This window comes from Nonomuraea deserti (assembly GCF_004348685.1).
In the GTDB taxonomy this organism is placed as follows: Bacteria; Actinomycetota; Actinomycetes; order Streptosporangiales; family Streptosporangiaceae; genus Nonomuraea; species Nonomuraea deserti.
The window spans coordinates 1-21,132 of sequence record NZ_SMKO01000191.1; the positions used below are offsets into that span (position 1 = coordinate 1).

At 71.7% G+C, this 21,132-nt stretch carries 17 protein-coding genes; 4 read left to right on the forward strand and 13 right to left on the reverse strand.

All coding sequences use genetic code 11. The annotated features are described in order from the left end of the window. Both E1292_RS41200 and E1292_RS41205 read right to left on the reverse strand, forming a co-directional pair. On the reverse strand, positions 1–717 hold a 717-nt coding region (locus E1292_RS41200), incomplete at its 3' end, for an AAA family ATPase (protein WP_132604572.1). Further along, the gene (locus E1292_RS41205; RefSeq protein WP_132604575.1) at positions 718–1,827 is read right to left on the reverse strand and encodes an exonuclease SbcCD subunit D; all 1,110 of its coding nucleotides are present in this window, start codon (positions 1,825–1,827) and stop codon (positions 718–720) included. It lies immediately after the preceding gene. A gap of 107 nt (positions 1,828–1,934) precedes the next feature. On the opposite strand from E1292_RS41205, the gene E1292_RS41210 reads away from it, so the two are divergent. Further along, positions 1,935–3,428, forward strand: coding sequence for a prolyl oligopeptidase family serine peptidase (locus E1292_RS41210; RefSeq protein ID WP_132604578.1), 1,494 nt, complete (start codon positions 1,935–1,937; stop codon positions 3,426–3,428). Here the strand turns inward: E1292_RS41210 and E1292_RS41215 are convergent. Together E1292_RS41215 and E1292_RS41220 are read right to left on the reverse strand one after the other, a co-directional pair. Beyond that, on the reverse strand, positions 3,401–4,330 hold the full coding sequence (locus E1292_RS41215) for an alpha/beta hydrolase (RefSeq protein WP_132604581.1): 930 nt from the start codon (positions 4,328–4,330) through the stop codon (positions 3,401–3,403). The two genes, E1292_RS41210 and E1292_RS41215, sit on opposite strands and share 28 nt — an antisense overlap. Before the next feature lies 1 nt (position 4,331). After that, positions 4,332–5,231 (reverse strand): enoyl-CoA hydratase-related protein, encoded by a 900-nt coding sequence (locus tag E1292_RS41220; RefSeq protein WP_132604584.1) that lies wholly within the window; start codon positions 5,229–5,231, stop codon positions 4,332–4,334. A 237-nt stretch (positions 5,232–5,468) separates the two neighbouring features. Between E1292_RS41220 and E1292_RS41225 the strand changes: the two genes are divergently transcribed. Further along, positions 5,469–6,935: an LCP family protein gene (locus E1292_RS41225; protein ID WP_132604587.1), complete on the forward strand. Its 1,467-nt coding sequence runs from the start codon at positions 5,469–5,471 to the stop codon at positions 6,933–6,935. Positions 6,936–7,011: 76 nt separating this feature from the next. On the opposite strand, the gene E1292_RS41230 is transcribed toward E1292_RS41225, so the two are convergent. Genes E1292_RS41230 through E1292_RS41245 form a run of 4 tightly spaced genes read right to left on the reverse strand, consistent with a single transcriptional unit; the run spans position 7,012 to position 10,360 of the window. Beyond that, positions 7,012–7,959, reverse strand: coding sequence for an asparaginase (locus E1292_RS41230; RefSeq protein WP_132604590.1), 948 nt, complete (start codon positions 7,957–7,959; stop codon positions 7,012–7,014). Continuing rightward, entirely contained in the window at positions 7,952–8,773 is an 822-nt protein-coding gene (locus E1292_RS41235; RefSeq protein WP_132604593.1) for an amino acid ABC transporter permease, read from the reverse strand. The genes E1292_RS41230 and E1292_RS41235 overlap by 8 nt, the downstream gene beginning before the upstream one ends. A gap of 34 nt (positions 8,774–8,807) precedes the next feature. Then, a complete protein-coding gene (locus tag E1292_RS41240) occupies positions 8,808–9,452 on the reverse strand; it encodes an amino acid ABC transporter permease (protein ID WP_132604596.1) in 645 nt (214 codons plus the stop codon). Beyond that, positions 9,452–10,360, reverse strand: a complete 909-nt coding sequence (locus E1292_RS41245; protein WP_132604599.1) for a glutamate ABC transporter substrate-binding protein — start codon at positions 10,358–10,360, stop codon at positions 9,452–9,454. Before E1292_RS41245 ends, E1292_RS41240 begins: the two co-directional genes overlap by 1 nt. A gap of 108 nt (positions 10,361–10,468) precedes the next feature. Here E1292_RS41245 and E1292_RS41250 point away from each other — a divergent pair, with 108 nt between their 5' ends. Continuing rightward, positions 10,469–11,605 (forward strand): ROK family transcriptional regulator, encoded by a 1,137-nt coding sequence (locus E1292_RS41250; protein ID WP_246090687.1) that lies wholly within the window; start codon positions 10,469–10,471, stop codon positions 11,603–11,605. A 20-nt stretch (positions 11,606–11,625) separates the two neighbouring features. Here E1292_RS41250 and E1292_RS41255 read toward each other — a convergent pair whose 3' ends face one another. The 4 genes from E1292_RS41255 to E1292_RS41270 form a co-directional block, all read right to left on the reverse strand. Next, positions 11,626–13,686, reverse strand: a complete 2,061-nt coding sequence (locus E1292_RS41255; protein ID WP_132604602.1) for an ATP-binding protein — start codon at positions 13,684–13,686, stop codon at positions 11,626–11,628. After that, entirely contained in the window at positions 13,683–16,013 is a 2,331-nt protein-coding gene (locus tag E1292_RS41260; protein WP_246090688.1) for an ATP-binding protein, read from the reverse strand. Before E1292_RS41260 ends, E1292_RS41255 begins: the two co-directional genes overlap by 4 nt. A gap of 188 nt (positions 16,014–16,201) precedes the next feature. Continuing rightward, positions 16,202–17,206: an enolase C-terminal domain-like protein gene (locus tag E1292_RS41265; protein WP_165975004.1), complete on the reverse strand. Its 1,005-nt coding sequence runs from the start codon at positions 17,204–17,206 to the stop codon at positions 16,202–16,204. A 95-nt stretch (positions 17,207–17,301) separates the two neighbouring features. Next, positions 17,302–18,687, reverse strand: a complete 1,386-nt coding sequence (locus E1292_RS41270; protein ID WP_246090689.1) for an MFS transporter — start codon at positions 18,685–18,687, stop codon at positions 17,302–17,304. A gap of 56 nt (positions 18,688–18,743) precedes the next feature. Here E1292_RS41270 and E1292_RS41275 point away from each other — a divergent pair, with 56 nt between their 5' ends. Next, positions 18,744–19,913 (forward strand): MFS transporter, encoded by a 1,170-nt coding sequence (locus E1292_RS41275; protein ID WP_246090690.1) that lies wholly within the window; start codon positions 18,744–18,746, stop codon positions 19,911–19,913. Here the strand turns inward: E1292_RS41275 and E1292_RS41280 are convergent. Then, positions 19,903–21,051 (reverse strand): VWA domain-containing protein, encoded by a 1,149-nt coding sequence (locus tag E1292_RS41280; protein WP_132604605.1) that lies wholly within the window; start codon positions 21,049–21,051, stop codon positions 19,903–19,905. The two genes, E1292_RS41275 and E1292_RS41280, sit on opposite strands and share 11 nt — an antisense overlap. Between the last annotated feature and the right edge of the window lie 81 nt (positions 21,052–21,132).

Sequence of the window (21,132 nt, forward strand, 5' to 3'; positions counted from 1 at the left end):
GGGACAGGGGGCGTTGGACGCGGGGGGCGTGGTGGCGGCGAGGAGGGAAGCGCCGGCGGCCTCCTCGACGCGTTTGATCGCGAAGTCGACCTGCTGCCTCAGCTCCTGGGCCTCGCGCCAGGCCAGTTTGCGGTGCTCGGCCAGCCACGCCTCCGCCTGGGTGTAGATCTTGACGGTGAACAGCCGTTCCAGCAGTTTGGCGCGTTCGTCACCGCCGGCCCGCAGGAATTTGGCGAACTCCCCCTGCGGCAACATCGCCACCTGGCAGAACTGGTCGGCGTTCATGCCGAGCAGCTCTCCCACGAGATGCCCCGCCTCGTCGAGCCGGGTCGTCAGCCCCTGCCAGGACGACACCCGCCGCTCGGAGAGGACGACCTTGGCCTTCTCCTCCGTGAAGCCGGTGCCGCGCAGTTTGGGCCGCTGCCAGGTGGGTGAGCGCTGGATGCGGAGTAACCGGCCGCGGATCGTCACCTCGAGCGTGACCGCGGGCCCTGTCGTTCGCGGGGCGTGGTCGCAGCGCAGGCTGCGGGCGCTGTTGCGCTGGCCGGGGACCTGGCCGTAGAGGGCGAAGCAGAGCGCGTCGAGGATCGTGGTCTTGCCCGCCCCTGTGGGCCCGTGGACGAGGAAGAGGCCGGCCTCCGCAAGGGCGTCGAAGTCGACGGTTTCGGTGCCGGGGAAGGACCCGAAGGCCGTGAACGTGAGCCGGTGCGGCCGCATCTATGCCATCGTCTCCTTCACCCTCGATGCCTCGATGGCCTGTCTTAGCAGGGATTCCTCGTCGGATGCCGCAGGCTCGCCGCGCACCTCGCGGACGAAGTCGAGGGCGACCTCGGCCTCGGGCCGCCCGCTCAGGCGCGCGGGCCGGACGGCGGGGGTGGCGCCGTCGGGCTCGAAGGCCAGGCCGAGAGTGTGGGGGAAGCGGGCGCGGAGGCGCTCCATGGCGGATTTGGGGCGGACGGCGTCGGTCAGGGTGACGTGGAGCCAGTAGTCTTCGAGACGGGCGTGCAGCGGGGAGGTCAGGAGGTCGTCGAGGCGGCCCTTCAGGGTGCCGACGGGACGGGGCACGGGGGCGGCCACGAACTCCGTCTCCTCGCCCAGGGTGACCAGCCAGGAGCCCTTGACGTGGCCTGCCTCCGAGAACGAGTAGGCCAGCGGCGACCCCGAATAGCGCACGGTCTCGGACATGCGCTGACGCCCGTGCAGGTGGCCGAGCGCGACGTAGTCGACCCCGTCGAAGACCGGCAGGGGCACGTGGGCCACCCCGCCCACGCTGATGTCGCGCTCGCTGTCGCTGGCCTGCCCGCCGGTGACGAAGCAGTGCGACAGGACCACGGAGGCGCGGTGGCGGGCGGCGTCGGCCCTGACGCGGGTCATCGCGTGGGTGAGCGCCGCGGTGTGGCTGCGGTCGGGCAGCTCCCAGCCGGCCCGGACCAGCTCGGGCTCCAGATAGGGGATGCCGTAGAAGGCGACGTCGCCGACCAGCACCGGCTCCCACGCCTGGTCGGGGCGCGTGCGCACGTGCACCCCCGCCGTCTCGAACAGCGCCGAGCCGAACCTGAGCCGCAGCGCCGAGTCGTGGTTGCCGCTGATCAGCACCACTCGCGCCCCTGCGGCGCGCAGCCGGGCCAGCGCCTCGTCGAGCAGCGCGACCGCGTCGACCGGCGGCAGCGCCCGGTCGTAGACGTCGCCGGCGATCGCCACGACGTCGACCCGCTCGGCCCGCACCGTCGCCACCAGGTGGTCGACGAACGCCGCCTGCGCCGCGAGCAGGCTCTCGCGGTGGAGCGAGCGTCCGAGATGCCAGTCGGACGTGTGCAGGATGCGCATGTCGCAGGAAGCTAACAGTTCTCACCGACAAATGCGGGCTCACCTGTCTCACGAGCCGGGAGTACGCTGGACGATCGGCGGGCAAACCAACGCACATGGGGAGGCCGATGCGCACTGGCCGTGGCGCCTTGAGCGTGGCCGCCGGTCTGGTGCTGGTGGCTCTCGCGACGGTCGGATACGTCTTGCCACCCGCGTTCGACCCGCCGCCGCTCAAGGCCGATCCAGCTTTCCAGTCGATCCCGGCGCAGCCGGCCGCCGAGCTGAAGCCGGTGGTGGCGACCGGCTCCGTCCGCACGGAGCAGATCTCGGTCGCGGGCGAGGGGCAGCGCCTGGAGGGGACGCTCCGGGTGCCGCTGACGCCTGGGCGGCATCCGGCGATGGTGTTCGTGTCCGGCTCGGGGAACGGGTCGCGGACCGAGTTCACGCCGCAGGCGGAGTTCCTGGCCATGGCGGGCGTGGTGACGATCGCGTTCGACAAGCGCACGATCGGCTACAACTTCCGCGACCGCGACTTCGGGCTGCTCGCCGACGACGCGCTGCGCATGGTGGAGTACCTGCGCACCCGTCCCGAGGTGGATCCTTCGCGCATCGGGCTGTGGGGGGTCAGCGAGGGCGGCTGGGTGGTGCCCATCGCGGCGGCGAAGAGCACCGCGGTGAAGTATCTGGTGATGGTGTCCTCGCCGAACGTCTCCCCACTGCGCCAGGTCGCGTGGGCGCTGAACGAGCAGCTGCTCAGGCTGCACGCCCCCATCGGCGTACGCGACCTGCTGACCAGGGCGATGGGCGGGGTGGGCTTCGACTTCCTGCGCTACGACGCGATGCCGGCCTTAGGCCAGGTCAAGCAGCCGGTCCTGGCGTTCTACGGCACCACCGACCCCTCGATCCCCTTCGTCGAGTCCACCCAGGCGCTGATCAGGGCGATGAAGAAGGCGCGCAACGACGACTACACGATCCGTTTCATGGCGAGTGGCGACCACGCCATGCGGGTCCACGGCGGAGACTTCACCCAGGGTTATCTGGAGACCCTCGCCAACTGGATCATCGGCCTGCCGGGCACCGCCGAGCCGTCCGTGCACATGGCGGGCGCCACCCCGGTCCAGCGCTTCGAGGCCAGCGACGTGCCCGCCGCCCCCTGGTACGCGGGCGGCACGATGCTGGGGCTGACGATCTGCCTGGCGGCCGTCGGCTACGTGGCGGGGCCGGTCGCCGCCATGGTCGTCCGCCTGCGCGGCCGCGCGGGCGTCACCGCCGAGGCCAACGCCCGCCTCTGGCCGCCGCTGCGGCGCAGGCTGAGCAGGATCGCGTGGACGAGCCTGGGCCTGCTGATGTCGGTGGTGGCGTTCATCACGCTGCTGGTGCTGTTCTCGGTGAACCAGGCGGGCGCCTGGCCCGCCGTGCTGGCCGGCTGGCTGGTCGTGCGCGTGCTGGCGGTGTGGATGCTGGTCCAGGAGGTCACGGCGGTGGCGGCGCTCGTGTCGGCGCTGCGCGAGGGCATGCGGCCGAGCCGCTGGCAGCACGTGGCGATCGCGGGCGTGCTGGGCGGCACCGGCCTGCTGATGGTGGCGGCGGCCTACTACGGGCTCTTCTCGTTCCCGTGGTAGACGAAGGCGTTCATCCAGCGGTCGAGCTCGCCGAACACCTGTTTGCGCACCGGCTCGGCCGACAGCACCAGGTCGTGCAGGCCGTCCGCGATGCGTACGCACGTGACGTGCGGCCCGACCGAGGTGGACCAGCGGGCCATGTGCCGGGGGTCGAGCACGATGTCGGCCGCGCGCGCCTCGGGAGCGAAGTCGCGTACGCGCAGGCCCGTCGCCGAGGTGAGCACGAGCACCGGCACGTCCACCGACAGGCCGGCGTGCAGCCGCCGCTGGGCCCTGCGGATGGCGGCCAGCCACATGGCGTGCACGGAGAAGCCACCCAGGGGTTTGAGCTCCAGGTCGTAGTCCCATTCGCCCTGCAGGCTGCGGTGGAGGGTCTGCCCGTAGACGGTGCTGGCGCCCAGGGGGATGACCCAGCGGGTGTAGGACAGCGGCATCTTGAGCAGGTCGGCGGCCAGGCGGAGCGGCGTGGGCACGTTGAGGTCGAAGAACGGGCTGTTGAGCACGAGCCCCTGCACCAGGCCGCGGCCGCGCACCCGGTCGGCCCACAGGGGCGCGATCAGGCCGCCGGTGGAGTGGGCGTTGATCGTCAGCTCGTCGTGGTCCTGCCTGATGATGCGGACGGCCTCGTCGATCTCGGGGAAGTAGTCGGTGACGCTCCTGATCAGGCCCCTGGTCTGGTGGGGCAGCAGCGATCGGCCGTATTTGCGCAGGTCGAGGGCATAGAAGTCGATGCCGCGGCTGACGTAGTGCTCGGCCAGGTGGTCCTGGAAGAAGTAGTCGGTGAACCCGTGCAGGTAGAGCACGGCCCTGCGGGTGGGGGTGGTGGCCCTCCTGGCGACCAGCGTCGCGACGACCGCGCCCTCGAAGTCGTCGGGCAGGGGCAGCACGGTGATCTCGTACACGCTAGACACCATAGGGATCGTCGGGCCATGACGGCACCCCGGGCGGGAGGTCCTGGCTGACCGTCATCGGGAATCGGGCGGGCCGTTTCTCCAGGAAGGCGGTCACTCCTTCGACCGCGTCGGGCGCGCCGCCGAGCTCGGTCATGAGCCGGGAGTCGGCCGCGTGCGCCTCCCACGGCGAGGCCGCCGACAGGCCCGACCACATCAGCCTGCGGACGGCGGCCACGGAGACGGCGGAGGTGTTCTCGGCGATCTCCCGAGCCAGCGCGTACGCCGCGGGCAGCAGCTCGTCCGCCGGGTACACCCGCGAGACCAGCCGCCCTTCGAGCGCCTCGGATGCGGGGAAGATCCGTCCGGTGGCCGCCCACTCCATGGCCTGGGCGATGCCGACGATCCTGGGCAGGAACCAGCTGGACGCCGCCTCGGCGACGATCCCGCGCCGCGCGAACACGAACCCGAACCTGGCAGTGTCCGAGGCGAGACGGACGTCCATGGGCAGCGTCATCGTGATCCCGACGCCCACGGCCGGGCCGTTGATCGCGCCGATGACGGGTTTGAGCGACCTGGCGATCCTGAGCGCGACCGTGCCGCCGCCGTCGCGGGGCGCGCCGTTCACGAGTTCCCGCCGCTCGCCGGGCTCACCGGGCTCACCGGGGTCGCCGGGGTCGCCGCGGTGCCCGAACGTGTCGCCGCCGCCGCTCAGGTCGGCTCCCGCGCAGAACGCGCGGCCCGCCCCGGTGACCACCACGGCGCGTACGTCGTCGTCCGCGTCGGCCCGGTCGAACGCCTCGATCAGCTCCGCGCGCATGGTGAGGGTGAAGGCGTTGAGGCGTTCGGGGCGGCGCAGCGTCACGGTGGCGACACGATCGGTCACCTGGTATCCGATCTCGGTGAAGGCCATGTGCCGAATCTTATTCGGGTACTGATGTTCATCCTCCGATAAGGACACATTTCGTATTCGCTGCGTAGGCTGCCGCCTCAATCAGACGCGAGACGGGCCACGTCAGCGGCCCGCCTCGGGCGGGAACTCCGCGTCTTCGGCGAGCCACACCGGCGGGTCCACCACAAGATGCGGCGATCGCGCCTATGGTGGAAATCGCGGGGAAACGGGGAAGGCGTGCGGCAGGCGAAGGAACCGATGAGCGCCGGAGCGGTCCTGGGCTGGCTGGTGCTGGGTGCGTTGGCGCCCGGCGCCGCTCATTTGCGCGCCGGATGGCGCAAGACCGGCCTCGTGCTGCTCTCCTGCTACGCCGCCCTGCTGCTGGGCCTGCTCGCCCTGGGCCTGCTGACCGACAACCTGCTCGGCTCGCTGACCGAGGACTCCTGGCTGACGGCGATCCTCGTCGGCGCGTCCGTGCTGGGCGTGGGGTGGTTCGCCCTCATCGTGCACTCGTTCGTCGTGCTCCGGCCAGGGCGGCTGCCGCAGGCGGGACAGATCGTCACCGGCACGCTCGCGGGACTGCTCGCCGTCATGGTCGTGGTGCCGTTCGGGGTGGTCGCGCAGTTCGTCTGGACCTCGCAGGAGACGCTCGACGGCATCTTCCGGCAACCACCCGCCGGCGACGGGGCCCCTGAAGCGGCCGAGCCGGAGCCGGAGAACCCGTGGGCGGGCCGGCGCCGGGTCAACATCCTGCTCCTCGGCGGCGACGCCGACGACCACCGGGTCGGCGTGCGCACCGACAGCATGAACCTGGCCAGCGTCGACGTGGAGACCGGCAACACCGTGCTGTTCAGCCTGCCGCGCAACCTGGAGGACGTACGCTTCCGTCCGGGCACGCCGATGGCCGAGCGGTTCCCCGACGGCTTCCGCCTCCCCGCCGACCCGGGCGGCGGGCGGAGCGACCTGCTCAACAGCGTCTGGGAGTACGCCGACTCGCACCCGGAGATCTTCGGCGGCAAGGAGCAGCAGGGCGCCAGGGTGCTGATGGACACGATCGGCTACACCCTCGGCGTCAAGGTCGACTGGTACGCCCTGGTCAACATGTGGGGGTTCGCCCGCCTCATCGACGCCATCGGCGGCGTCACGATCACCGTCGAGAAGGACGTCGTGTTCGGCAGGTACAACGAGGGCCTGGTCAAGGCCGGCACCCGCAAGCTCAAGGGCGCCGACGCGATGTGGTACGCCCGCTCGCGGACGTACAGCGACGACTACACCCGGATGCGCCGGCAGCGCTGCGTGCTCGGCGCCATCCTCGACCAGGCCGACCCGGCGACGGTGCTGACCAGGTTCAACAAGATCGCGCTGGCCACCAAAGAGCTGATCAGGACCGACATCCCGCGGCCGATGCTCAAACACCTGGTGCCGCTCGCGCTGAAGGTCAAGAACGCGAAGGTGTCGAGCGTGCAGTTCGTGCCGCCGCTCATCAACACCGGCTACCCCGACTGGGACAAGATCCGCGACGTCGCCGACAAGGCCATCCGCGACTCGAAGAACACCAAGCCCGCCGTCGCCGCCTCGGCCACGCCGTCGCCGGGGCGGCCCGCGAAGACGGGCTCGGCGGAGAGGCCGGCGAAGAAGACCGCCGAGCCGTCGGCGAAGAAGACCGGCGACGATCCGGCCGAGGGCCTCACGGACGGCTGCGGCTCCTCCCTGGCGAACGGCTGATCCGGCGTTCCCCCGGCCCGTCGGCCGGGGCGCGACGTCAGCTCCGAAGGGCGGCGGGCGAGGCGGCGGCGGGTGGTCAGGACAGCCTGGTGGCGATCCGGCCCACCGGCACGCCGCCGCCCAGCACGTCCACCCGCGCGAACGCGGCCGCCCCGCCGACGTCGCAGCCCATCAGGCGCAGCACCTCCAGCGCGATGGCGGTCGTGGCGCGCGGGCTGCCGTCGACGACCTTCACCGCCACCGAGTGCCCCGACTCCAGCGCCACGACCAGCACGCCCTCCGCGCCGCCCTTGGCGAGAGCGCCGGGCAGCGCCCGCATCAGGCCGGTGTTCTGGTGGCCGGTGCCGCCGACGTACTCGGGGTGCTCGCGCATCGCGTCGGCGACCTGGCGCGGCCCGCTGCCCGGCGCGGCGGCCACCAGCCCCCGCACCGCACGCGCGAGGCCGGTCAGCGTGAGCCCGTACAGCGGCGCCCCGCACCCGTCGATCGCCACGTGCGCGGCCTTCTCCCCCGCCAGTTCCTCGGTGACGGAGCGCACGTGGAGCTGCAGGGGATGCTCGGGAGCCAGGTAGCCGGGCACGTCCCAGCCGCCCGCCACGCAGGCGGCGAGCATGGCGGCGTGCTTGCCCGAGCAGTTCATGCGCTCGCGGGAGACGTCCTGGCCCTGCCTGATCAGCCCGTGCATGGTGGGCTGGTCCTCGGGCCACGAGGGCGGGCAGGCCAGCGCGCCGAAGTCGAGGCCGTAGTCGTCGAGCAGCTCGCGGACGAGGCGTACGTGGAAGTCCTCGCCCGTGTGGCTGCCCGCCGCGATGGCGAGGCTCGGCCCCGCCAGGGCGGCGCCCGCCGTCAGGCAGGCCAGCGCCTGGAACGGCTTGGCCGACGAGCGCGGCAGCACCGGCGCGTCGACCGGGCCTAGCGCCACCTCCGTGCGCCCGGAGGGGCCGAGGCCGACGGCGCTGCCGTAGTGCACGCTCTCCACGAACCCCGACCGGATCACTTCGGCGAGCAGGGCGAGTTCAGGCACGTGCGGGTCTCCTTCTGAGCGGGGTGGGCCGGCGGGCCTCCAGCGTGCGGGCCAGCTTGGACAGCGAGGCGTTGACCACCAGGTAGATGAGCGCGACCACGAGGTACGTCTGGATGACCAGGTGGTTGTAGGCGGCCAGGACCTTGCCGCTGTAGAGCAGTTCGCCGTAGCTGACGATGAAGCCCAGCGAGGTGTCCTTGAGCAGGCCGACGGACTGGCTGACGATGGACGGCAGCACGCGGCGGGCGGCCTGGGGCAGCACGATCAGCCGCATCGTCTGGAAGCGGGTCAGCCCGACGGCCAGGCCCGCCTCGGTCTGGCCGCGCTCGATCGCGTTGATGCCGGCGCGGAAGATCTCGGCGAAGGCCGCCGCGTTCGAGACGGTCAGCGGCACGACCAGCTTCCAGAACAGCGGCAGGTCCATGCCGTAGCGCGGCAGCGCGAACAGCACCACGTACACCAGCAGCAGGGCGGGGATGGTCCTGACCACCTCGACGTATCCGGCGGCCGGCAGGCGCACCCACCGGCGCGGCGAGAGCCGGCCCAGCGCCAGCACCAGGCCGAGCGCCATGGACAGCGCCGCCGAGACGACGGCCGCGAGGAAGGTAGACCACAGACCGTCCAGGAGGTAACGCCACATGGGCCAGGTCGCGTACGGCTGCCAGCGCGCGGCGTCGAGCTGCCCGTTGGCGGCGAACTGCCGGAGGGCCAGGGCGACGAGCGCGACGGCGGCGAGCGTGCCGAGCACGGTCGCGATCCGGATGCGCCTCCTGGCCTTGGGACCCGGCTCGTCGAAAAGGGCGGTGCTCGTCATCGCGGTGCCCGCCTCGGGAGTGGCTGGAGGGTCGTCATCGGAGGATCACCAGCCGCCGTTCGAGGCGCCCGGTGACGAACCCGGCCACGGCGGCGATCAGGGCGTAGGCCACGCCCGCGCCCACGAAGATGGGGATGGGCTGCGCCTCGGTGAGGTTCACCCGGTTGGCCGCCGCCGTGAGGTCGACGACGCCGACGGCCGCGGCGAGCGCGGTGTTCATGGTCGTCATGATGAAGATGTTGCCGAGCGGCTGGACGACCGTGCGCAGCGCCTGCGGCAGGATGACGTGCCGCAGCGACTGGCCGAACGTCAGGCCGATCGCCCTGGCGGCCTCGCCCTGGCCCTTCGACACCGAGTTCACCCCCGAGCGCAGGGCCTCGCCGACGTAGGCGCCCTCGTACACGGCGATGACCACGATGGCCGTCTCCAGCAGGCCGGCCTTGATGCCGATCTCCGGCAGGCCGAAGAACGCCAGGACGAGCAGCACGAGCAGCGGCAGGTTCTGGAACGTCTCGACGTAGGCCGTACCGAGGGCGCGCAGCACCCCGACCGGGCTGACGCGCAGGGCGCAGATCAGCACGCCCAGCACCGCCGCGCCCGCGAAGGACCCGGCGGTGAGCTGGAACGTCACGACCAGTCCCTGCCACAGCTCGGGCAGATGATCGAGCAGGACGGACATCAGGACCCCGGCACGGAGCCGATCCGCGGCGGCTGCGGAGCCTCGCCGGTCACGACGGTGCCGATGGACTCCTTCCAGATCTGCTGCCAGACCCCGGTGTCCTGCGTCTTCTTGAGCCAGTCGTTGAGGAACTTCTTGAACGCGTCGTCACCGTGCTTGAGCCCGATGCCGTACGGGTCCTCGGTGAACGGCTTGGTCACGATCTCGATCGCCGGGTCGGCCTTGGCGTCGGCGATGAGGATCGTCTCGTCCTGCACGTACGCGACGCCGCGGTCCTGCTTGAGCGCCTGGACGCACTCGGGGTCGCTGCCGAACGTGATGATCTCCGCCTGCGGCGCCAGCTTCTTGATCGCGGGGATCGCCGGGGTGTTCGCGCCCGCCAGGACCTTCTTGCCGTTCAGGTCCTCCGGCTTGGCGATGCCCGTCGTGCCCTTCTTCACCGCGATCGTCAGACCGGAGGTGTAGTACGGGCCCGCGAACGAGACCTGCTCGGCCCGCTCCTCGGTGATCGTGTACGTCTGGAAGACGACGTCCACGGTGCCGTTGGCGAGCAGCGCCTCACGGGTCTCCGACGCCGAGTTGACGATCTTCACCTTGGGCTCGCCGAGGATGTACTTGGCCAGTGCCTTGCCCATCTGCGCGTCGAACCCCTCGACCTCGCCGGTGACGGGGTTCTGCTGGGAGAGCAAGGGCGCGTCCAGCGAGCCGCCCACGAGGAGCTCGCCGCGCTTCTTGATCTTCTCCATGGTCGAGCCGGGCAGGATCTCGGCCGCCGTCGCGACCGGCGCCCTGGCCAGCACGTCGGGGCCGCTGCTCCGGGGCTCGCCCGGCACGGCTGGGCTGCTCGACTCACCGCAGGCCGCCAGGGTTAACACCGCGAAGGCGGCGGCGGCGACAAATCTCTTCATGAACAGCTCACTTCCTTCGATATCGAAGATAAGCCGGACCGTAGTGGGATATTTCGTACCAAGTCAATACGTTGTCGTCTTAAGTCGACGCATGGTAGGTATTTTCACATGAACCAGCGGCTGCCCGTGCAGGGGGCACAGGGTGACCTGCTGCGACTCGTCGCCACCGGCAAGGCCGAGTCACGCGCGGACCTGGCGCGTTTATCCGGCCTGGCCGCGTCCAGCGTGTCGCTGCGCGTCGAAGAGCTCCTCGACGCGGGCCTGCTGGCCGAGGAGGGCTCCGGCACGTCGCGCGGCGGGCGGCGGCCCCGGCTGTTGCGCCTGTCGGAGACGGCCGGCGTGCTCGCGGTCGCCGATCTGGGCGCCCACCACGTACGTCTCGGCCTGCTCGACCTCAGCGGCGCCCCGCTCGTCATCGAGGAACGGCCCTGCGAGATCGCCGACGGCCCCCGGGCCACGCTCGACCGCATCGCCGACGCGTTCGACGCGCTGCTGGCCGAGCACGTGCCCGCGCCGGTGCCGCTGCGCGGGATCGGCACCGGCATCCCCGGCCCTGTGGACCCGCTCACCCTGCGGGTCGTGACGCCCTCGCGCATGCCGGGCTGGAACGACTTCCCCGTGGCCGAGCACCTGGCCACCCGCTACGACCTGCCGATCCTGGTCGAGAACGACGCCAACCTGATGGCCGCGGGCGAGACGCGATGCTGGCCGGACCGCCGTAACCTCATGGTCGTCAAGGCCGGCACGGGCATAGGCTGCGGCGTCGTCGTGAACGGCCGCCTGCACAGGGGCCGGGGCGCGGCCGGCGACATCAGCCACGTCCGCGTCCGCTCGGACTCGTCCGTCATCTGCGCCTGCGGCCACCCCGACTGCCTGGAGGCCTACGCCAGCGGCGCCGCCCTGATGGCCGCCCTGTCGGAGGCCGGGATCCCCGTGACCCGCACCGGCGACATCGTGGGCCTGGTCAACGACGCGATCCCCGAGGCGACCAGCCTGGTGCGCAACGCCGGCCGGCGGATCGGCGAGGTCCTCACCGTGCTGGTGAACTTCTTCAACCCGGACGTGGTGGCGGTGGGCGGCAGCCTGTCGGCGGCCGAGCCGCTGATCACCTCGATCAGGGCGGCCGTCTGGGAACGCTGCCTCCCCCTGGCCACCAGGGACCTGGAGGTGGCTCCGGCGCGGGCCGGCCGCGACGCCGCGCTCCTGGGCGCCGGCGCCCTGCTCCTGGAGGCCGCCCTGACCTGACGGACCGTGTCACCCGGGCTTCAGCCTGCGACCGCGTAGCTCACGGCGCGGTCCTGGCCGAGCCGCGACCCCTGGCGGAAGGCCGTCGCGAACGCCCTCCCGCCCAGCGCGCGGCGCGCCTGCTCCCTGCAGTGCTCGTGCCATGCCGCGTGATACCACAGCCGTTCGGGCGAGGCTCCCATCGCCTGCCACAGCGCGTGGGCCGCGCCCATCAGCCCTGCGGCCCGCCAGTGCTCCTCCCGGGCGCCGGCGATCCACGCCAGCACCTCCAAACACTGGGTGAGACACCAGCGGTCGTTGACCTCCCCGGTGAACATGGCCGCCGACGTCACCAGTGCCTCGGCCCGGCGGCAGTCGCCCAGGTTCCAGCGGGCGACGCCGAGCGCCAGCTGGGCGTACGCGCGGGAGACCCGCGCGTGGTGCATCTCGCAGAGCGCAAGCAGTTCCTCGCCGAACTCGGCGGCGCGTCCCGGGTGGCCGACGGAGCCGTACGCGGACGCGTAGTAGAGGTTGAGCATGACGCCGTCGAGGTTCTCCCCCGCGCGGTGCAGGGCCAGGGATTCCTGCAGCAGCGCGAGCCCGCGCTCGTGGTCTCCGCTGGAGAACGCCGCGACGCCGGCGGTCCTGATGGCGTACGGCAGGACCGCCTCGTTGCCGGGACGGCGGGCCAGGTCGAGGCACTCCTCCAGCCTGGGCAGCGCGATCACCAGGTCGCCCTGGCGGAGGGCGAGCGTGCTGTCCACCCAGAGCGCCGTCGCGCGGGTCCTGCCGGGCTCCCGCACCAGGCCCAGGCCGCGTTCCAGCCAGTACCTCCCCTCGATGAGCGATCCGGCCAGCAGCCAGTAGCACCACAACGCCGAGGCGATGTCCAGCCCCACGCGCGTCAACGGCGGCGTGCTCAGGCACGCTTCGAGGGCGACCCGCACGTTGGGCAGCTCGACCTGCAGCCGCCGGTAGCGTTCGAGCTGGTCGGGCACCATCCGGTCGATCTGGCTGCCCTCCACCAGCTGCCGGTAGTGATCGACGTAACGCCCGCGCAGCAGGTTCTTCTCGGAGGGCGCCAGCCGTTCGCAGCCGTACGCGCGCAGGCTCTCCAGCATGCGGTATCTGAGCCCTCTCTCCCGGCGCTCGCAGCACAGCACCGACTTGTCCACCAGCCCGGCCAGCAGGTCGAGCACGTCGGCGGAGTCGATGCCGTCGCCGGAGCACACCAGCTCGGCGGTGTCCAGGTCGACCCCGGCGGGGAACATCGACAGCCGGGCCCACAGCCGCTGCTCGGCCGCCGAGCACAGCTCGAAGCTCCATTCCGTGGTCGCGCGCACCGAGTGGTGGCGCGGCAGCGTGGCGCAGGTGTCGGCCGCGAGCACGTCGATCGGCTTGTCCAGTTCGCGGATCAGCTGGTCGAGCGACATCGTGCGGAGCCTGGCCACGGCCAGCTCGATCGCCAGCGGCACCCCCTCCAGGCGCTGCGCCAGCCGGGCCACGCGACATGCGTTGCCCGCGCCGAGGGAGAAGCCGGGCAGGACGTCCGCCATGCGGTCCTGGAGCAGGCGGACCGAGTCATGGCGGGCGATCTCCCCGAGCGGCCGGGCCGGGTCGGGCACGGCCAGCGGCCGCACGGTCAGCACCTGCTCGCCGTAGACGCCCAGCCTCTGCCTGCTGGTCACGAGGATGCGCAGCCGGGGAGCGACCCGCAGCAGCCGGTCCACGAAGCGGGCGCAGATCGTGCACAGGTGCTCGCAGTTGTCCAGGACGAGCAGCATCCGCTTGCCGGACATGTGGTCCACCAGCACGTTCATCGGGTCGGGGCCGGCGTCGCGCAGCCCCAGCGCCGAGGCGACGGCCGACGCCAGCAGCTCGCCGGTCTCCAGCGTGCCCAGCTCGACCACTCCGACACCGTCGCGGAACGCCCCCTTGACGTGCTCGACGATCTGGAGGGCCAGGCGCGTCTTGCCCACGCCGCCCGCCCCCGTCAGCGTGAGCAGCCGTCCGTGGATCAGCGCCTTCCTGGCCATGGCCAGCTCGCGTCTCCGGCCGACGAATGAGGCTCCGCCGGTCAGCAAGCCACCGTTGGACTTCATGAGGAACTCCCGGGATCGCGGTGGTCCCGCTCGCCGACCCAGGCGGCGATCTGGGCCCGTGAGGTGAACCCGAGCTTGTTCAGGATGTGCTCGACATGTCCTTCTGCGGTCCGCTGGGCGATCACCAGCGAGGCGGCGATCGCCTTGTTGCTCATCCCCTGGGCGACGAGCCGGGCGATCTCCGTCTCTCTGCGGGTGAGCGGCGACGGCTCGCCCGCCTGCCTGCCCGGCTCCGGGTCCTCGCCCATGGCGTACGCGACCGCGGCGGCGGAGCCGAGCTCGGTGCCCTTGCGGAAGGCGGTGTCGAAGCGCCTGCCGCCGAGGCGTTCCCGCGTGGACGCCTCGCAGGCGTCGTGGTAGTCGGACAGGTTGCCGAAAAGCGGTCCGCCGAACGAACGCCAGTTCTCCCGCGCGGCCCCGAGCAGGACGGCGGCGCGCTCGGGTTCGTCCTCGGCCGCCATCCACGCCAGGGCCTCGATGCACAGGGCGATGCCCAGGCGGTCGTCGAAGGGCTGCTTGAGCCGGATGGCCAGGCGCTCCATCTCGACCGCCTCCGCGGTGTCCCCCTGCCGCCACTTCTCGATCCCGAACACCCACAGCGTGTACGACCTGAACCAGTGCTCCTGGCGGGCCTCGCACATCTCCAGGCACTCCTTGAAGTGCGTGACGGCCTGTTCGCAATGCCCGAGGAGCGAGTGCGCGGTGGCGAGGTAGATCAGCGCGTTCACCACGCCCGTCTGGTCGTCCCCGTCGCGGCTGCGCTCCACCGCCTCGCCGAGCATCCTCAGCGCGCCGTCGAGATCACGCTGGAGCAGCGCCGAGAAGCCGCGGACGTAGGCGGACCTGGCCAAAATCAGCGCCTCGCCGAACCGCACGGCCAGGTCGTGGCATTCGTCGAGCATGGTCGCCGCCACCGCGAAGTCGCTCTGCAGGACGGCCAGCCTGGCGTTGACGACGAGGCCCCACGCGCGGGCCACGGTCGGCTCGTGGTCCACGGCGAGCAGGCGGTCGAGCCAGCTGCGCCCCTCGCTGATCGAACCCGACGCGATCCAGTAGAAGCGCAGCGCCATGGCGATGTCCAGGCCGGGTTCCGTCTCGCCCGGCGTCGTCAGGCAGAAGTCCAGGGCCGCGCGGATGTTGCCGTGCTCGGCGCGCAGGCGGGCGAACCAGGCCAGCTGGTCGGGGCCGTACCAGGCCAGCTGCGCGCGGTCCACCAGGTCCCGGCACCAGTCGCGATGCCGGAGCTTCAGTTCGTGCTCGCCGCCCGATTCCCGCAACCGGTCGCGGCCGTACTGGCGGATGGTCTCCAGCAGCCGGTACCGCACCGACGAGCCGTGGTCCTCGCGGGCCAGCACCGACTTGCCGACGAGGCCGCTCACCAGGTCGACCATCTCGTCCGGCTCGATGCCGTCGCCGGAGCACACCTGCTCCGCCGCCTCCAGGTCGACGCCTCCCGAGAAGACGGAGAGCCGGGCCCAGAGCAGCTGTTCCTGCTCGGTGCAGAGCCCGTAGCTCCAGTCGATCAGCGCCCGCAGCGTGCGCTGGCGGGGCATGGCGGTCCGCGCGCCCTTGGTGAGCAGCCGGAAGCGGTCGTCCAGCCGGGCCAGCAACTGGTCGACGGAGATCGCCCTGAGCGACACGGCGGCCAGCTCGATCGCGAGCGGGATGCCGTCCAGCCGCCGGCAGATGCGGGCCACGCTGGCGCCGTTGTCGTCGGTGAGCTCGAAGCCGGGGAGCACGGCGTGGGCGCGGTCGACGAACAGCCGCACCGCGTCCGACTGCCGCAGCGACGCGGTGGACGGGCGGTCGCTGTCCGGGCAGGGGACCACCAGCGGCGGCACCGGCATGGTCAGCTCCCCCGTGACGCCGAGCGCCTGCCTGCTCGTCGCGAGGATGCTCAGGCGGGGCGACGCGCGGATCAGCGTGGCCGCCAGGACCGCGCAGTCGTCCAGCAGGTGCTCGCAGTTGTCGAGGACCACCAGCAGGTGTTTGTCGCGCAGGTGGCCGGTGAGCACGTCGATCGGGGAGCGTACGGACCGGTCCTGGATTCCCAGGGCCTCGCTCACCGTCTGGGCGAGCAGTTCGGGGCTCTCCAGCGCGGCCAGTTCGACCAGCCACACACCGTCGGGGAAGGCGCGCCGCACGTCGCACGCCACCCGCAGGGCCAGCCGGGACTTGCCGACTCCTCCCACGCCGACGAGCGTCACCAGCCTGGACTCGGACAGGAGCCGTTTGACCTCGGCCACCTCATGCCGGCGGCCCACGAAGCTGTTCAGCTCCGCAGGCAACCGGCAGTCGTTCGCGATGTTCGACTCAGCCATGGCCATGATCGCTCCAGCGGCCCAGCGCTCGCTGAGCCGTCAGTGTCGGACCTCCCCTAACCCCAGGTTATGCCCTGGCCGTTACGTGGGGGCCCGCCGGGCGGCGACCCGCGCCCCGGGAAATCCCTGCTCAGGCCGGTCGGATGGCGTGCTCACGCGAGCCTCTGTCCGCCCCTGCCCTCCGCATGTCGCGGTCACGCGTGGAAGGAGTCCTTCACCAGTTTGCGCAGGCGGGTCTCGTCGATGTCGTGGCCGAGACCTGACTGGGTGTACGGCACGGCGATCACGCCGGCGTTCGCGCCCACGATCGGGGTGACGATCTGGTTCTGCCGCGGCGGCTGCGTCACGTCGCACGGCAGCGTGCACCCGGGCAGGCTCGCCACCGCCACCGTCGCCGCCCTGGCCAGACCGGCGCCCTGACCGCCCGCGCACTGGATGTCCCAGCCCGCCGCGGCGGCCCGGTCGTGCGCCCGCCTGGCCTCCGACAGCGACGGGAACGCGGCGGGCCGCAGCAGCAGGACCCGCGCCGCGCGCAGCGTCAGGTAGTCGTCGAGGCCGGCGTTCGAGCCGACCTCGACGGCGACCGAGGCGGCCACCTGGTCCTGCAGCGAGGCGTGCGCGTGGACGTCACCGGCGTCGAAGGGCCGCTCGATGACCTCCAGGCCGTAGGAGTCGAGCGCGACGAGCTGGCCGAGGTCGGAGTAGGCGTTGCCGCAGTCGACGGCCAGCGTCAGCGCCGGGTACGCCTGCCGCACCGCGCGCACGGGTTCGACGTCCCACCCGGGCCTGATGTCCAGCGTGACGTGTCCGTAGCCGGCGCAGACCTGCTGGTTGACCCGGGACACGAGGCTCTCGACGGACAGGTCGGGCGCGATCCGCACGGTCGCCACGAGCGAGGTGCGGGTGCCGCCGATCGCCTCGGCGAGCGGCACGCCCCGCATCTTGGTCCACAGGTCCCAGCAGGCCATGTCGACCGCGGAGTCGCCGCTCGGCACGGTGTCGGGATGTTCCCAGTCGACGCCGATCAGCAGGGCCGCCAGCGACTCCTCCAGCCTCGACCAGGTCTTGGGCTGGGGGGAGGTCACCTCGCCCCAGCCGCTCATGCCGCCGTGGTCGGTGAGCTTCACGAGCAGGGTCTCCGACCTCTTGCCGAACGGCAGTGCCAACCGGAAGACCTCAAGCTCCCGCACTCGCGGCATGTATCCCCCTCACCGGCGAGAGCCCTGCCCGTCCGGCCGCCGCCGCAGGGTCGTGCCCGGTCAGCAGAGGGCGGAAGGGGAGAATTCTCGTCGTTCTATGACGCGCTTCCCTCCATAGTGCCTGGTGCCGCGGGCTTGGCAAAACGCGGGGCCAGCAGGAAGGCCAGCACCGCCAGCGCGACCGTGAAGGTCAGGCCGGCGAGATAGTTCTCGGCGGCGGCCGTGAACAGGGCGCCGCTGACCGCGACGGCCACGACGGTGAACACCGACTCGCCGACGCCGACGGCCGCGCTGTTCTGGCCCTCCTCGCCCTCCTCGGACATCTCCAGCACCAGGACGGACACCGTGGGGTGCAGCGCGCCGATGCCGAGGCCGGCGGTGGCCATGGCCACGTACGCGACCGCGATCGGCACGGAGTCGATCAGCACGAGCGTCACCAGGGAGATGCCAAGGGCGATCATGGCGGCGCCGCCGCGGATGGCGGTCATGTCGCTGATCGTGCCGCGGCCCTTGATCCACGAGCCGGCGGACCAGCCGAGCGCGCCGATGGTGAGCACGATGCCGGCCCCGGTCGGGGTCAGGCCGCGCTCGCTGATCAGCATGAGCGGGACGAGCACCTCGGCCGCGGTAAGCGAGCCGAAGGCCAGGCCGCGCAGCACGGGCGCGGTCGGCAGGCCGCGGGCGGCCTTGAGCGAGCCGGGCAGCAGCAGCCGGGGCAGCGCCACGACCAGCAGGACGATGCCGATGAGCAGCAGGGGCAGTCCGGCGAGCTTGAGCGCGCTGCCGTACTGGATGAGGGCGGCGGAGACGGCGGTCAGCATGGCCCAGACGAGCTTGCGTCCCAGGCCGGGGGCGGGCCCGGCGACGCCGTCCCGCACCACACGTCCCGCGGTGCCGCGCCAGAGCAGCAACGCCGCCGGGATGACGATCAAGGAGACGCCGAGGAAGATCCACCGCCAGTCGATGTTCTCGACCACGAATCCGGCGATCGCGGGGCCGACCATCGAGGGCACCACCCAGGCGGCGGAGAACAGGGCGAACACCTTGGGGTGCATCGAGCTCGGATAGACCCTGGCAACCAGTACATAGAGCGCCACTTGGATCAAACCCGCTCCAAGGCCCTGCACGAACCGGCCGGCGACGAACACCTCCATGGTCGGCGCCAGCCCGGCCAGCAGCAGCCCGGCCACGAAACTCGTCACCCCGGCGGCGATCGGCGGCAACGGCCCCCGCACGTCACTCCACCGCCCGCCCAGCACCGTCGCGATCACACTGGCCGCAAGCGTGGCACTGAAGGCCAGGTTGTACAGGTGCATGCCGCCGAGGTCGCGGGCCACGACAGGCATCGCCGTGGCCACAGCCATCGCCTCGAAGGCCGTCAACATGATCAGCGCGACCAGCCCCACGCTGAGCGCCCGATAGTGCGGGGACACCACACTGACCGGGGCGGCGGTCGCGGATCCTTCAACAGTCGTCGTCATGGTGGCAAGCTATGGCGAACCCACAGGTCAGCACATCGGGCGCGAGGCCTAGGCAATTGGGCCTAAGGCACGGTCACGGCCTGTTCTGCGGCGTCGCGACCGGCCCCGAGATGCTGATCGTCGCCCGCGTGCTCCAGGGCCTGTCCGGCGCCGTGATGATCCCCCAGGGCCTCGGCCTGATCAAGGAGATGTTCCCGCCGCGGGAGCTGGCCAAGGCCTTCGGCATGTTCGGCCCGGTGATGACCATCGCGTCCGTCGGCGGGCCCGTCCTGGCCGGCTGGCTGGTCGACGCCGACTACTTCGGCACCGGCTGGCGCATGATCTTCCTGATCAACCTGCCGATCGGCGTGGCCGCCATGCTGGCCGGAATGCGTTACCTGCCCGAACACCGCCTCTCCAACGCCACCAGGCTCGACCTCGTCGGCGTCGCGCTCGTCTCCACCGCCTTCCTGCTGATCTTCCCGCTCATCCAGGGCCGCGAGCTCGGCTGGCCGGCCTGGACGTTCCTGTCGATGGCGGCCTCGATCGCGATGTTCGCCGTGTTCGGCCGCTACGAGGCCCGTCGCGCGAGGTCCGGCCGCGACCCGCTGGTCACGCCCGGCCTGTTCCGCAAGCGCGCCTTCACCGGCGGGCTGGTGGCCGGCCTGGCCTTCTTCTCCGGCGTGATGGGCTTCGGCCTGGTCTTCAGCCTCTACACCCAGGCCGGCCTCGGCTTCACCCCGCTCGAAGCCGGTCTCACCGCGCTGCCCCAGGCCCTCGGCGGCGTGCTCGGCTTCGGCCTGGCGATGTCAGGCCTGCAGGAGAAGCTGGGGCGCGGCCTGCTGCAGATCGGCGCCGCCGTCATGGCCGCGGGCGCGGCCACGCTCGCCCTGACCATCCAGCTGGCCGGCACCGGCGTCACCGGCTGGCAGCTCGCCCCCGGACTGCTCCTGGCAGGCGTCGGGATGGGCCTGATCATGGCGCCGTTCTTCGACATCGTGCTCGCCGGCGTCGAGCCGCACGAGTCGGGCTCCGCCTCCGGCACGCTGACCGCGGTCCAGCAGCTCGGCGGCGCGCTGGGCACCGCCGTGCTCGGCACGATCTTCTTCAACCTGCTCGGCAGGGACTGGGGCTTCGGCGCGTCGATGCAGGCCACCGTATGGGTGGAGGTGGGGCTGCTCGTGCTGACGTTCGCGCTGTCGTACCTGCTGCCCCGCAGGGCCAGGGCCGAGGTCCCTAGCCCTTGACCGCGGCGTGGCGTTCCGCCCACCTGGCGATGTCACGCCGCTCGATCGCCGCCGCCATCAGGTCGGGGAACGCGTCGGGCGTGCACGCGAACGCGGGCACGCCCATCGCGGCCAGCGCGGCGGCGTTCTCGTGGTCGTAGAACGGCGCGCCCTCGTCCGACAGCGCGAGCAGCACGATCACCTGCACCCCGGCCTGCGTCATCGCCGCCACCCTGCGCAGCAGCTCCTGCCTGACGCCGCCCTCGTACAGGTCGCTGATCAGGATGACGATCGAGTTGGCCGGCCTGGTGATGAGGCCCTGGCAGTAGGCGACGGCCCGGTTGATGTCGGTGCCGCCGCCGAGCTGCGTGCCGAACAGCAGCTCCACCGGGTCGTGCAACTGGTCGGTGAGATCCACCACCGCCGTGTCGAACACCACCAGCGACGTCCTCAACGACCGCATCGACGCCAGCACCGCCCCGAACACGCTCGAATAGACGACCGAGGCCGCCATCGAACCGCTCTGGTCGATGCACAACACCACCTCGCGCTGCACCGACCGCTGCCTGCGGGCATAGCCCACCAGGCGGGAAGGGACGACGGTGTTCCTCTCGGGCAGGTAGTTCCTGAGATTGGCCCTGATCGTACGGTTCCAGTCGATGTCGGCCACCCGCTTCGGGCGGTGAGTCCTGGCCGAGCGGTCGAGCGCGCCCGTCACCGCGGCCCTGGTCTTCTGCGCGAGCCGGCGTTCTAGCTCGGTCACCACCCGGCGCACCAGCGCCCTGGCCGACTCGCGGGCCTGGTCGGGCATGACCTTGTTCAGCGCGAGCAGCGTGCCGACCAGGTGCACGTCCGGCTCCACCGCCTCGAGCATCTCGGGTTCGAGGAGCAGCCTGGTGAGGTCGAGCTTCTCGATCGCGTCCCTCTGCATGACCTGGACGACCGTCGAGGGGAAATAAGTGCGGATGTCACCCAGCCAGCGGGCCACCCTCGGGGCCGACGCGGCCAGCCCGCCCTCGCGCCCGCCCTGCTCGTAGACGGCGGCCAGCGCCGCGTCCATCCCCGCGTCGGCGCCCTCCAGACCGCACCCCGTGCCGTCGGCGTCGCCGCCGCCCAGCACCAGCCGCCACCGGCGCATCCGCTCGTCCGCCGCGCTCATCGCTCCGCCTTCCCGCGCCATCGTCCCCTGGCCACCCTCATCCTGTCTCTTATACACAACTGACGCTGCCGACGACTAGTC